At 69.0% G+C, this 13,531-nt stretch carries 10 protein-coding genes; 8 read left to right on the forward strand and 2 right to left on the reverse strand.

From position 1 onward, the window contains the following. Positions 1-171: 171 nt before the first annotated feature. Both Aple_RS19665 and Aple_RS19670 read right to left on the reverse strand, forming a co-directional pair. Positions 172-1,464: an ArsB/NhaD family transporter gene (locus Aple_RS19665; RefSeq protein ID WP_155346088.1), complete on the reverse strand. Its 1,293-nt coding sequence runs from the start codon at positions 1,462-1,464 to the stop codon at positions 172-174. Then, the gene (locus Aple_RS19670; protein WP_155346089.1) at positions 1,461-1,904 is read right to left on the reverse strand and encodes a CBS domain-containing protein; all 444 of its coding nucleotides are present in this window, start codon (positions 1,902-1,904) and stop codon (positions 1,461-1,463) included. Before Aple_RS19670 ends, Aple_RS19665 begins: the two co-directional genes overlap by 4 nt. 303 nt (positions 1,905-2,207) lie before the next feature. On the opposite strand from Aple_RS19670, the gene kdpF reads away from it, so the two are divergent. The 8 genes from kdpF to Aple_RS19710 all read left to right on the forward strand — a co-directional run bounded on the left by kdpF (position 2,208) and on the right by Aple_RS19710 (position 13,004). Next, positions 2,208-2,297 carry a K(+)-transporting ATPase subunit F gene (kdpF, locus tag Aple_RS19675; protein ID WP_155346090.1) on the forward strand — a complete coding sequence of 30 codons (90 nt, stop codon included), beginning with the start codon at positions 2,208-2,210 and terminating at the stop codon, positions 2,295-2,297. Continuing rightward, positions 2,297-3,958: a potassium-transporting ATPase subunit KdpA gene (gene kdpA / locus Aple_RS19680; protein WP_155346091.1), complete on the forward strand. Its 1,662-nt coding sequence runs from the start codon at positions 2,297-2,299 to the stop codon at positions 3,956-3,958. Before kdpF ends, kdpA begins: the two co-directional genes overlap by 1 nt. Position 3,959: 1 nt before the next feature. Then, positions 3,960-6,080 carry a potassium-transporting ATPase subunit KdpB gene (kdpB, locus tag Aple_RS19685; RefSeq protein ID WP_155346092.1) on the forward strand — a complete coding sequence of 707 codons (2,121 nt, stop codon included), beginning with the start codon at positions 3,960-3,962 and terminating at the stop codon, positions 6,078-6,080. Next, positions 6,080-6,955: a potassium-transporting ATPase subunit C gene (locus Aple_RS19690; RefSeq protein WP_155346093.1), complete on the forward strand. Its 876-nt coding sequence runs from the start codon at positions 6,080-6,082 to the stop codon at positions 6,953-6,955. The genes kdpB and Aple_RS19690 overlap by 1 nt, the downstream gene beginning before the upstream one ends. A gap of 5 nt (positions 6,956-6,960) precedes the next feature. Continuing rightward, a complete protein-coding gene (locus Aple_RS19695) occupies positions 6,961-9,525 on the forward strand; it encodes a DUF4118 domain-containing protein (protein ID WP_155346094.1) in 2,565 nt (854 codons plus the stop codon). 277 nt (positions 9,526-9,802) lie between these two features. Further along, positions 9,803-11,629: an APC family permease gene (locus Aple_RS19700; protein WP_155346095.1), complete on the forward strand. Its 1,827-nt coding sequence runs from the start codon at positions 9,803-9,805 to the stop codon at positions 11,627-11,629. Positions 11,630-11,881: 252 nt separating this feature from the next. Beyond that, on the forward strand, positions 11,882-12,208 hold the full coding sequence (locus Aple_RS19705) for a hypothetical protein (protein WP_155346096.1): 327 nt from the start codon (positions 11,882-11,884) through the stop codon (positions 12,206-12,208). Positions 12,209-12,344: 136 nt separating this feature from the next. Then, complete coding sequence (locus Aple_RS19710; RefSeq protein ID WP_170321565.1) at positions 12,345-13,004, forward strand: class I SAM-dependent methyltransferase; 660 nt, start codon at positions 12,345-12,347, stop codon at positions 13,002-13,004. The last annotated feature ends 527 nt before the right edge of the window (positions 13,005-13,531 follow it).

Here is a 13,531-nt window from a genome sequence, read left to right on the forward strand (position 1 = left end):
CGCCATCCCGCAACCGTGTGACCGTTGGCCCTTCGCCGTCAATATCGTCAATACATCGAACGCTGGCAGCAGCGGAAGAAGTCGCGCGCCTGACGCCATGCGCGGGGACGAAGTCCAGGATCACGTCGATGGGCAACGTCCCCGCCAGGACCTGCTCGGACGCCGCTGACGTCAGGCCAGGTACCGCAACCACAGGTAGGGCGTTACCAGCAGCACGGTGACGAAAGTGACGATCAGGCCGTACTTGGTGAATTCCCAGAAGCTGATCGGGTGGCGGTTGCGGGCGGCGATGCCGAGGACGACGACGTTGGCGGCGGCGCCGACGGCGGTGGCGTTGCCGCCCAGGTCGGCGCCGAAGGCGAGGGCCCACCACAGGACCTGGGCGTGTTCGTTGCCGCCGTTGGCCTGGACCAGGTCGGCGACGATCGGGCTCATAGTGGCCACGTAGGGGATGTTGTCCACGATCGCCGACAGCCCGGCCGACGCCCACAGCAGGACCATCGCGGACAGGCCGAGCCGGCCTTCGGTGGCGTTCACGGCCAGCTGCGAGACCTGGCCGATGACGCCGGTCTCCACCAGCGCGCCGACCATCACGAACAGGCCGGCGAAGAACACCAGCGTCGGCCATTCGACCTCGGCGAGGGCCTGCTCGGTGGTGACCGGCGTGGCCGCCACCAGGATCCCGGCGCCCAGGATGGCCACCACCGACGGCTCGTAGTGCAGCACCGGGTGCAGCACGAACGCGGCCGTCACCAGGCCGAGCACGGCCAGGCTCTGCCGCAGCAGCCGCGGGTCGGCGATCGCCTCGCGCTCGTCCAGGCGCATGATCTCGGCGGCCCGTACCGGATCGTAGGTGAAGGACTTGCGGAACATGATCCGGCACATCCCGAGGAACACGATCAGCAAGAGGATGATCATCGGCGCCATGTGGATCAGGAAGTCGTTGAACGACAGCCCGCCGCGGCTGGCGATGATGATGTTGGGCGGGTCGCCGACCAGGGTGGCGGCGCCGCCGATGTTCGAGGACATCGCCTCCGCGATCAGGTACGGCACGACCGGCAACGCCAGCCGCTCGCACACCAGGAACGTGACCGGCGCGATCAGCAGCACGGTGGTGACGTTGTCCAGCAGCGCCGAGGCGACGGCGGTGAGGACGACCAGCAGCACCATCAGCCGGTACGGCCGTCCGCGCGCCCGCTTGGCGGCCCAGATGGCCAGGTACTCGAAGACGCCGGTCTGCTTGAGCACCCCAACGATGATCATCATCCCGAGCAGCAGGAAGATGACGTTCCAGTCGATCCCGGTCTCTTCCGCGAAGAACGCCGCCCCCGCGTCGGTGGCGTGGATCAGCAGCATGATCCCCGCTCCGCCGAGCGCGGCGGCGACCCGGTGGATCCGTTCGGTCGCGATCAGCGCGTACGCGCCGAGGAAGACCGCCAGGGACAGCCAGGCGAGTGCGGTCACTGCGGGAGCGCCCGGTTCAGGAGCGTCTTCAGCGTGACGGCGCCCAGCAGGCGCCCGTCGCCGACGACGGCGACCAGCGGGCTGTGGGTGCGCGCCATCAGCGCCGCGATCTCCAGCACGGTGGCGTCCGGGTCGGTGACGGGCAGTTCCCGCGGCCGCGCCGGCAGCGCGTCCCGGACGGGCTGGCCGGCCAGCGTGCGCAGGAACGCGTCGGCGTGCTCCTCGTCGATGACGCCGGCCAGCGCCGGGTCGTCCAGGCAGTAGCTGGGCACCGCCATGCGCAGCACCTGGGTGCCGGGCAGGATGCTGACCGGCAGACCGTGCTCGTCGACGACGATCAGGCCGGGCAGATCGTGCGTGGCGAGGAGCCGCGCCGCCTCGACGACGGGGGTGTCAGGGGTGACCCTCGGGAAATCGGTGATCAGATCGCGCGCTCGCATGACCGCCAGCCTTCATGATCGACAACAGAACCTGCCGACCAGACTTCCCGGCGCACCTGAGGACAACCTATCAAGCGCGGGCACCGTATGGATCGCGTCAATATTCCCTCCCAAACCGTAGGTAAGCCGTCAAGGCGGACAAAAAGCCCCGGATATCGCGCTTTGCTACTGATCGGGCCGCCCGTCTGGGTGGCCCGAGGCATGTTTCCGAAGAGGAGTAGGGATGGCTGACGTCATCTTCGTCGTCCTGACGGTCGCGGTGTTCGTGATCCTCGGGCTCGCCGTCAAGGCGGTGGAACGGCTGTGAGTGCCGTCAACGCCGTCGGTCTGGTCCTGGCCGCCGGCCTGGTGATCTTCGTGATCGTGGCCCTGCTCTTCCCGGAGCGTTTCTGATGTCCTCCACCCTGGCGGGGATCCTGTTCATCGGTTCCCTCCTGCTCGTTTTGGCGGCGGCGTACAAGCCGCTGGGCGACTACATGTACCGCGTCTACAGCGGCACCCGGCACTCGCGCGTCGAGCGGGGGATCTACCGTCTGGTCGGCGTCCGGCCCGACGCCGAGCAGACCTGGGGCGTCTACGCCCGCGGCGTGCTGGCCTTCTCCCTCGTCTCGATCCTCTTCCTGTACGGCCTGCAGCGCCTCCAGAACCACCTGCTCCTCAGCCTGGGCATGGACTCCGTCTCCCCGGCGCTGGCCTGGAACACCGCCGTCAGCTTCGTCACCAACACCAACTGGCAGGCCTACTCGGGCGAGGCCACGATGGGCCACCTGGTGCAGACCGCCGGCCTGGCCGTGCAGAACTTCGTCTCGGCCGCGGTCGGCATGTCCGTGGCCATCGCCCTGGTCCGCGGCTTCGCCCGGAAGAAGACCGACCAACTCGGCAACTTCTGGGTGGACCTGGTCCGCGGCACCCTCCGGATCCTGCTGCCGATCGCGTTCGTGGCCGCGCTGCTGCTGGTCGCCGGTGGCGCGATCCAGACTCTCGGCGACCACCACGTGTGGACCACCCTGACCGGCGGCGAGCAGACCTTCACCCCCGGCGCGGTCGCCTCCCAGGAGGCCATCAAGGATCTGGGCACCAACGGCGGCGGCATCTTCAACGTCAACTCGGCGCACCCGTTCGAGAACCCGGCCGCCTGGACCAACTGGCTGACGATCATGCTCCTGCTGGTGATCTCGTTCTGCCTGCCGCGCACGTTCGGCCGGATGGTCGGCGACAACCGGCAGGGCTACGCGATCGTCGCGGTGATGGCGACCATCTTCACCCTCAGCGTCGCACTGACCAACTGGGCCGAGCTGTCCTCGGCCGGGACCGTGCCGCAGGCCATCGGCCAGGCGATGGAAGGCCGCGAGGCCCGCTTCGGCGTCTCCAACTCGGCCATGTTCGCCTCCTCCACCACGCTCACCTCCACCGGCTCGGTGGACTCCTTCCACGACTCCTACACCGCGCTCGGCGGCGGCATGCTGATCTTCAACATGCTGCTCGGCGAGGTCGCCCCCGGCGGCACCGGCGCCGGCCTGTACGGCATGCTCATCCTGGCCGTGATCACGGTCTTCGTGGCGGGCCTGATGGTCGGCCGCACCCCCGAGTTCCTGGGCAAGAAGATCGGCGCCAGGGAGATGAAGCTGGCCTCGATGTACTTCCTGGTCACGCCGATCCTGGTGCTGGTCGGCACCGCGGTCGCGATGGCCACCGAGACCGGCAGGTCGGCCATGCTGAACAGCGGGCCGCACGGGTTCTCCGAGATCCTCTACGCCTATACCAGCGCCTCCAACAACAACGGTTCCGCGTTCGCCGGGGTCAGCGTGAACACCGACTTCCACAACACCACGCTCGGCCTGTGCATGGCGCTGGGCCGCTTCCTGCCGATCGTCCTGGCGCTGGCGCTGGCCGGCTCCCTGGCCAGGCAGTCGCCGGTCCCGGCCTCGGTCGGCACGCTGCCCACGCACCGGCCGCAATTCGTCGGCATGGTGGTCGGGGTGACGGTCATCCTGGTCGCCCTGACGTTCCTCCCCGCTCTCGCGCTCGGCCCGATCGCAGAAGGACTGTTCTGACATGTCAACCCCAGTGCTCCAAGCGCCGGGCCGGGCTCCCCAGAAGGTCGGCGCCGGCCTCCTCGACCCGCAGCAGATGATCAGATCGCTGCCCGACGCGATCAAGAAGCTCAACCCCGCCACGCTCTGGCGCAATCCGGTCATGTTCATCGTCGAGATCGGCGCGCTGTTCACCACCGTGCTCGCCATCACCGAGCCGTCGTTCTTCGCCTGGGCCATCGTGGTGTGGCTGTGGCTGACGGTGGTGTTCGCCAACCTGGCGGAGGCCGTGGCCGAGGGCCGGGGCAAGGCGCAGGCCGCCACGCTGCGCGCCGCCAAGCGCGACACCACCGCGCGCCGCCTGCGGAGCCGCACCTCGCTGGACTGGGACGTCGTCGGCGCTCCCGAGCTCAGGCAGGGCGACTTCGTGGTGGTCGAGGCCGGGGAGATCATCCCCGGTGACGGCGACGTGGTCGAGGGCATCGCCAGCGTCGACGAGTCGGCCATCACCGGCGAGTCCGCCCCCGTGATCCGCGAGTCCGGCGGCGACCGCTCGGCCGTGACCGGCGGCACCAGGGTGCTGTCCGACCAGATCGTCGTCCAGATCACCCAGAAGCCGGGGGAGAGCTTCATCGACCGGATGATCGCCCTGGTCGAGGGCGCGAACCGGCAGAAGACGCCCAACGAGATCGCCCTCAACATCCTGCTGGCCGCGCTGACGATCATCTTCCTGGTGGCGACGGCGACCATGCAGCCGATGGCGATCTTCGCCAAGGAGGTCAACTCCGGGATTCCCAACTCCATCGCGCTCACCGGCGACGGCGTCACCGGAATCGTGCTCGTCTCGCTCATCGTCTGCCTGATCCCGACCACGATCGGCGCGCTGCTGTCGGCCATCGGCATCGCCGGGATGGACCGGCTGGTGCAGCGTAACGTGCTGGCCATGAGCGGGCGGGCGGTCGAGGCGGCGGGCGACGTCGGCACCTTGCTGCTGGACAAGACCGGCACGATCACGCTCGGCAACCGGCAGGCCTCGGAGTTCGTCCCCGCCGCCGGTGTCTCCCCGGACGAGCTGGCCGAGGCCGCCCAGCTGGCCAGCCTCGCCGACGAGACACCCGAGGGCCGCTCCATCGTCGTGTACGCCAAGCAGGCCTACGGCCTGCGCGAGCGCCAGCCCGGCGAGCTCGCCCACGCCGCGTGGGTCCAGTTCACCGCCCAGACCCGGATGTCCGGCGTGGACATGGACGGCCGCCAGGTGCGCAAGGGCGCCGCGACGGCGGTCATGAAGTGGGTCCGCGAGAACGGCGGCCAGGCCACGGAGGGCGTCGGCCATCTGGTGGACGGCATCTCCGCCTCGGGCGGCACCCCGCTGGTGGTCGGCGAGGTCACCGGCGGCAAGGCCCGCGTGCTGGGCGTCATCCACCTGAAGGACGTCGTCAAGCAAGGCATGCGCGAACGATTCGACGAGATGCGCCGGATGGGCATCAGAACGGTGATGATCACCGGGGACAACCCGCTGACCGCCAAGGCCATCGCCGACGAGGCCGGGGTGGACGACTTCCTGGCCGAGGCCACGCCGGAGGACAAGCTTGCCCTGATCCGGACCGAGCAGGAGGGCGGGCGGCTGGTTGCCATGACCGGCGACGGCACCAACGACGCCCCCGCGCTCGCGCAGGCCGACGTGGGCGTGGCCATGAACACCGGCACGTCGGCGGCGAAGGAGGCGGGGAACATGGTCGACCTCGACTCCAACCCCACCAAGCTCATCGAGATCGTCGAGATCGGCAAGCAGCTGCTCATCACCAGGGGCGCGCTGACCACGTTCTCCATCGCCAACGACATCGCCAAGTATTTCGCGATCATCCCGGCCATGTTCGCCGCGGTCTACCCGGGCCTGGACACGCTCAACGTCATGCGCCTGGCCAGCCCGCAGTCGGCCATCCTGTCCGCGGTCGTGTTCAACGCGATCATCATCGTCGCGCTCATCCCGCTGGCCCTGCGGGGCGTGCGGTACACGCCGGGTGGCGCGTCCAAGCTGCTCAGCCGCAACCTCTACATCTACGGTCTGGGCGGCATCGTCGTGCCCTTCCTCGGCATCAAGCTGATCGACCTTCTCATCCAGTTCCTTCCAGGGATGTCGTAATGGAACGTCTGCCAGGCTGGCTCCGCCAGCATCTCGCCGCCGTACGGGCGCTGCTCGTGCTCACCGTGGTGACCGGTGTCATCTATCCTCTGGCCGCCACCGGCGTGGCCCAGGCCGTGTTCAACTCCAAAGCCAATGGCTCGCTGGTGGAGAAGGACGGCAAGACCGTGGGCAGCGCGCTCATCGGCCAGAACTTCACCGACGCCGACGGAAACCCGGTCAAGCAGTACTTCCAGAGCCGGCCGTCCGCGGCGGGCGACGGGTATGACCTGCTGTCCACCGCGGCGAGCAACCTCGGTCCCGAGGACGTCGTGGACACCCTCGCGGTTCCGGGGGCCACCGACGAGGATGGCAACCCTGACGAGGGCAGCCAGAGCCTGCTGACCACCGTCTGCGCGCGGTCCAAGGCAGTCGGCGAGCTGGAGGGCGTCTCCGGGGCCCGCCCGTTCTGCACCGGGGACGGGGTCGGCGCCGTGCTGAAGGTGTTCCCCGCCGTCGGCGCTCCCGCCCGGGTGGTCAGCGTCAACCAGGCCTGCCCCGCCGCTCCCTTCGTCGCCGCGTACGAGGGCGTCGCGGTGGAGTGCGGGAAGCCGGGGGAGGACTACTCGGCGGGCCGTACCGTGCCGGTCCGGGGTGAGGTCACCGATGTCCAGGTGCCCGCCGACGCGGTCACCGCCAGTGCCTCCGGCCTGGACCCGCACATCTCGGTCGCGTACGCCGACCTCCAGGCGGCCCGCGTGGCCAAGGAACGGGGAGTCGACGTGGCCAAGGTGCGAGCGCTCATCGAGGAGTACACCACCGGACGCGCGGTCGGCTTCATGGGCGAACCCGCCGTGAACGTGCTCCAGCTCAACCTGGCGCTGGACCGGGGGTAGGAACCGTGCCACGCGGGCGGCTGAGGGTCTACCTGGGGGCGGCGCCGGGGGTCGGCAAGACCTTCGCGATGCTCAACGAGGGCCTGCGCGGCCTGGAGCGTGGCAGGGACGTGGTCGTGGGTCTCGTCGAGACGCACGGCCGCCCCCGCACCGCCGAGCTGCTGGACGGCATGGAAGTGGTCCCCCGCCGGACGATGGTCCACCGGGGGACCACCTTCACCGAACTCGACGTCGAGGCCGTCATCGCCCGCCGCCCCCGGGTGGCGCTCATCGACGAGCTGGCCCACAGCAACGTGCCCGGCTCGCGCAACGCCAAGCGCTGGCAGGACGTCGAGGAGATCCTCGCCGCTGGGATCGACGTCGTCTCCACGGTGAACGTCCAGCACCTGGAGTCGGTCAACGACGTGGTCCAGCAGATCACCGGCATCCCGCAGCGGGAGACCGTGCCGGACGAGGTGGTACGGCGGGCCGACCAGGTCGAGCTGGTCGACATGTCGCCCGAGGCGCTCCGCCGCAGGCTGGCCCACGGCAACGTCTACGCGCCGGAGAAGGTGGACGCCGCCTTGTCGAACTACTTCCGGGTCGGAAACCTGACCGCCCTGCGCGAGCTGGCCCTGCTGTGGGTTGCCGGCAAGGTCGACGACCAGCTCGACCGTTACCGCGCCGAGCACGGCATCGCCACGACCTGGGAGGCGCGCGAGCGCGTCGTGGTCGCCCTGACCGGCGGCCCCGAAGGCGACACCCTGGTACGGCGGGCGGTCAGGATCGCCGCCAGGACCAAGGGCGCCGACCTGCTCGCCGTCCACGTCACCAGGGCCGACGGGCTGGCCGGCGGCGACCCGGCGAGCCTGGCCAGGCAGCGCACGCTGGTGGAGAGCATGGGCGGCACCTACCACCAGGTGATCGGCGAGGACATCCCGCGGGCGCTGCTCGACTTCGCCCGCGGCGTCAACGCCACCCAGCTGGTCCTGGGCGCCTCCCGGCGCGGGAAGTTCGCCCAGATCCTGTCCCGCGGCGTCGGCGTGGAGACCACCGCGATGTCCGGGACCATCGACGTCCACATGATCACCCATGACGAGGCCAAGCGGGGACGGCGGCGGCCCTCGCGGTCCCGGGCGGCGCTGACCCGCACGCGCAGGCGGGCCGGCTGGGCGGTGGCCGTCGCCGGAATGCCCGCGCTGACCGCCGCGCTCATCCCGTCCCGCGACGCGCTGGCGCTGCCCAGCGAGACCCTGCTGTTCCTGCTGATGGTCATCGGCGTCGCCCTGATCGGCGGCATGTGGCCGGCCATCGCCGCCGCCGTCGGCGGGTCGCTGCTGCTGAACTACTACTTCGCTCCGCCCATCCACGAATGGACGATCTCCGATCCCGAGAACATTCTCGCCCTGGTCGTGTTCGTGCTGGTCGCGGTCATGGTGAGCATGATCGTGGATGTGGCGGCGCGCCGTACCAGGCAGGCCGCGCGGGCCGGAGCGGAGGCCGAGCTGCTGTCCACGCTGGCCGGCCACGTGTTGCGCGGGGAGGCGGCGGTGCCCTCCCTGCTGGCCCGGATGCGCGAGAGCTTCGGCTTCCGCTCGGTCACCGTCCTGGAGCGGCGGCCCGAGGCCGGGCAGATGCCCGACGACCAGTCCGACCCGCGGGCGTGGCGCATCCTCGCCACCGCCGGGGGAGAGCCGTGCACCTGCCCCGCCGTCGCCGACACCGACGTGGTCATCGACGAGACGCTCGTCCTGGTCGCGCGGGGGAGGCTCCTGGACGCCTCCGACCGCCGGGTGCTGGAGGCCTTCGCGGCCGAGGTCGCCGTGGCTCTGCGCCAGGAGCGGCTGCGGGACGAAGCCGAGCAGGCCAAACCGCTGGCCGAGGCCGACCGCATGCGTACGGCGCTGCTGGCCGCGGTCAGCCACGACCTGCGCACCCCGCTGGCCTCGGCCAGGGCGGCCGTCGAAAGCCTGCGCAACACCCGCATCGTGTGGTCCGTCGACGACAGGGAAGAACTGCTCGCCACCGCCGCGGAGTCCCTGATCAAGCTGGGCCGCCTGGTCGAGAACCTGCTCGACATGAGCCGCCTGCAGTCGGGCGTGCTCGGCCCGGCTCCGCAACTTGTCGCTCTGGCCGACGTTCTGCCCCGGGCAATTGACGATCTTGGGCCGCTCCGGGACCGCGTCGAGGGCGAGATCTCCGCCGAGTTTCCCGACATCGTCGCCGACCCGGCCCTGCTCGAACGGATCCTGGCCAACCTGATGTCCAACGCCGTCCGCTACAGCCCGCCGGACCGGAAGGTCCTGATCACGGCGAGCTGGCACGTCGACCAGGCGGAGATCCGGATCATCGACCGGGGTCCCGGCATCCCGTCCGAGGCGCACGAGCGGGTCTTCATGCCGTTCCAGCGGCTCGGCGACAGAGACAACCACGCGGGGGTCGGCCTCGGCCTCGCGCTCTCCCGGGGACTCGCGGAGGCCATGGGCGGCACCCTGCTCCCCGAGGAGACACCGGGGGGCGGCCTCACCATGATCCTCACGCTGCCACTCTTCTCACGAGCGCACGCCGTCCCCGCCGAGGACATGGCATAACACGGACCCCGTGAGTAACTCGAGCCCGCGCGCTCCCACCCACCTGATCACGAGCCGCAGCGGGCCATCAGTTCAAACCCAGGGCCACCGGTAAACGCCCGTCAGGGGGCCACCAGTTCAAGCCATCGGTTTCACACCCGGCAGGGGGGCTACCGGTTCACGCCCGTCAGGAAGGCGTAAGGATTCTGGTTCCCGCCGTATGGGTGTCGTATGGGAGGGCCGTGACGGGGCCGACATGGGGTGACGATGGGGACATCTACCCCTATAGGAGGACTTAATGTCCGCGGTGCTCACCACCCCTGCGGCCAAGGAGCCCCCGGATACCCGGGACAGGCATCGGCTGAGCGTGCTCGGCGGTCTGGCCGCGCTGTCGCTGGACGCGATGGCGTCGGTCGCTTACGGTCCCGAGGCGATCGTGCTGGTGCTGGCCGTGGCGGGCGGGGCCGGTCTGGGGTTCGCCGTTCCGGTGACGCTCACCATCGCCGCCCTGCTGGCGGTGCTGACCTTCTCCTACCGGCAGGTCATCGCCGCCTTCCCCGAAGGGGGCGGCGCTTATGGCGTGGCCAAGACCCATCTCGGCCGGCGGGCCGGGCTGGTGGCCGGGGCCAGCTTGATCATCGACTATGTGCTGAATGTGGCGGTGTCGGTGGCCGCTGGGGTGGCGGCGCTCACGTCGGCGTTTCCGGAGCTGTTGCCGTACACGGTGTGGCTCTGTCTGGCGGTCCTGGCCCTGGTCACGGGCGTCAATCTGCGCGGGATCGCGGGCAGTGCCCGCGCTTTCATCGTGCCGACGGCGGTTTATGTCGGCGCGATCCTGCTGGTGATCGTCGCGGGTCTGGTTCGCACCGGGCCCGCCGTGGTGACCCAGGCGCAGGTGACGGGGTTGCAGACCGTCGGGGTTCTGCTGCTGCTCAAGGCTTTCGCCAATGGCTGCGCTTCGCTGACCGGCGTCGAGGCCATCGCCAACGCCGTGCCCTCCTTCCGGAAGCCGCGGGTGAAGCGGGCGCAGCGGGCCGAGGTCGCGCTCGGGGCGCTGCTGGCGGTGATGCTGGTCGGGATCGCCGCGCTGATCGAGAAGTTCGCGATCGCGCCGGTGGAAGGCGTCACGGTCCTGGCGCAGGTGACCCAGGCCTCCCTCGGCGACGGACCGCTGTTCTACCTGGTCCAGTTCTCCACCGTGATCCTGCTCGCGCTGGCGGCCAACACCTCCTTCGGCGGTTTGCCGGTGCTTGCCCAGCTCCTGGCCGCCGACAACAACCTGCCGCACTTCTTCGCGTTGCGCGCCGACCGGCACGTGCACCGGTACGGCATCGCCTTCCTCACCGTCACCTCGGCCGCGCTGCTGGTCCTCGCACAGGGCGACATGAACCTCCTCGTGCCGCTGTTCGCGATCGGCGTCTTCGTCGGCTTCACGCTCTCCCAGAGCGGAATGGTCAAACACTGGGTGACCGCGCGTCCGGCGGGCTGGAAGTGGCGTGCCGCGCTCAACGGCTTCGGCGCTCTGCTGACCTTTCTGGCCGCGATCGTCGTCACGATCTCCAAGTTCACCGAGGGCGGCTGGCTGATCGTGGTCACGCTGCCGCTGATGGTGCTGGTGATGGAGCGAGTGAACCGGTCCTACGCGCGCATCGGGCAGCGCCTGGAACTGGGCAGGACGCCGGTTCCGCCCCGGTCCCGGCGTTCCCTGGTGGTGGTTCCCGTGCACGCGGTCAACCGGCTGACGTGCGAGGCCCTGGCCGCCGCGCTGTCCCTCGGCGACCGGGTGGTGGCGGTCAACGTCACCCACCCCGAGGACGAGCAGGAGGCCCGCCGGTTCATCGAAGCCTGGGAGCGCTGGCAGCCTGACGTCGAACTGGTGCAGCTCTTCGACGCCCACCGGCGTTTGGACGAACCCCTCATCGACTACCTCAGCCGGGTTCCCGAGGCTCACGTTTTCGTGCTGATCCCCGAGGTCGAGCCGGAGCATGCCTGGCAGCGCGTGCTGCAGAACCAGCGCGGCGCGGTCCTGGCTCGCGCGCTGCGCCGCCGTACCGACGTGGTCGTGTGCCGGATGCGTTTCCGGGTGGCGGCACGTACGGCGGACCTGGCCCTGCCAAGGCGCTGACGGCCGCGTCATCTTCCCGATGATTCCCGTACTTGATGGCGGGCGATCCCCTGACGCGATGTCCTCCGGTTTGCGCGTCAATAATCCATCAAGGCCCGAGGTAAAACCGTAGCAAAGGCATATAGAAGTGCGATGCGTCGACTTCGGTGCGCTTTGATTGGCTACGGGCACGATTCACGTGAAGGAAAGGCGATGCTCCCTCGTAGGCCAGGTTCGCGGCTGCCGTTCGGATTCCTGATCACTATAGGTTTCGTGGTGGTGATTCTGGCATGCTCGACGGTTGCGCTGGGGATTCCGGCTACTGAGATCGGAACGCGTGTCGCGGTAATAGCGGCGGTCGTGGGGCTGTTCGGAGCTTGGGCACGGCACATGGGTGCGGCGTTGGTGACGGCCGTAATGGCCTGGTTCTTCGCCACCGGCTTCCTGGTCAACGCCGCTGGACTGCTGACCTTCGTGGGTCAGGACTTCATCAGGCTCACCGTACTTCTCGGGGCCTCGATCACGGGCGGCGCGTATGGGGTCCGGGCCCGCCGGCGCGCGGCCTTCGCTGCCATCGCCCTCGCTGTCACGGAAGAATAAAGATCATATCGGCGGTGATCTGTAGAGGCCGTCAAGAACGCGTACGGATCGGCGCTTAACGCGTAGGAGTCTCATATCGATTGCCCCGGCCGCTCCGATGATGTCCGAGAGTGGAACTCCCGACATAGGAGGAACCATGGTGGCGCTCGTATCCCAGTCCAACGAACCCCCGGATACCAGCGGCCGTCTGGGTCGTGGAATGGAGCAGTTCCATCATCCGCGGCCGGTGCGTGTCGGGGGCCGGGGCTACTTCCGCCCGACGGCTCAACGAGATCAACTGCTGGCCGGCCTCACGGGTTCGGTGCTGGAGATCGGTGCCGGCGACGGGGTCAAGGTCACCTGTTATCCCGCCGGTGTCGAAGAGATCACACTCGTTGAGCCGGATCCGTTCCTGCGAGCCGCGGCCGGCCTCGCCGCGCCCAATGTCGCGACCAGCGTGCGGATCCTCGACGGCGGCCCCACGCGGCTACCGGTGCCAGACGCGTCGTGCGACGCGGTCGTCTGCTCACTGATCTTGTGCTGCTCGCCGCGCCTGGAGACGACGCTGGCAGAGGTGAGGCGCGTCCTGCGTCCGAACGGTGAGCTGCGGTTCTACGAGCACCAGCCGTCGCCCAAGCCGGTCCTCGTCCTGGCCGAGCGGGTGATGACCCCGATCTGGTCGCGCGTCTGCGGCGGCTGCCGCCTCGCCCGTGACACCGTGGCCGCCATCCAGCGCGCGGGATTCACCATCGAGCGCCTCGATCGTTTCCCTCTCCACGGTGTCACCCATGCCCTTGGAAATGCCAGGCCCGAGTAATTCTCGGGCCTGCGGTGGAGCCTCCGCGGTGGTGAACCGAAGGCCGCCATCATGTGCCCCGATAACCAGGCGCGTCAACAATCAATAGAAATGCGCCGGCGCACGCGTTTCCTACGGCCGCGCTACAGACCTTGACGGATTATTGATGCTCGCGCGTCAGGGCGGCGTCAATTCCACTTGCCGTGCGGATCGTCAGCCGACATAGTGGATTCATCGACCGGGTAGGGCATCCGGAGAGGAGGAAGAATGACAATGCGAAGCTGCGATTCTTCTCTTCTCAGGCCCGCTCGATGTCGCCTCCCTTAAATTCGGGAAACTCATTCAGGCGACGAGCTGGTGCCGTTGTGACGGCAACTCGCGCCGCGCCGTGATCACGAATACGTGAACGGCGCCCAGGGCCCTCCCGGTGCGCGGTGGGTATGGCGAGAAAGGGACACAGCGGGCACGCGTACGCTCTCGCCATGTCGATGACCTCGTTTCTCCTTCTCGGGAGGCCCTGTCACGATCAATGGAGAAAGGGTCCATGA

The sequence above is a fragment of the Acrocarpospora pleiomorpha genome (assembly GCF_009687885.1).
Lineage (GTDB): Bacteria > Actinomycetota > Actinomycetes > Streptosporangiales > Streptosporangiaceae > Acrocarpospora > Acrocarpospora pleiomorpha.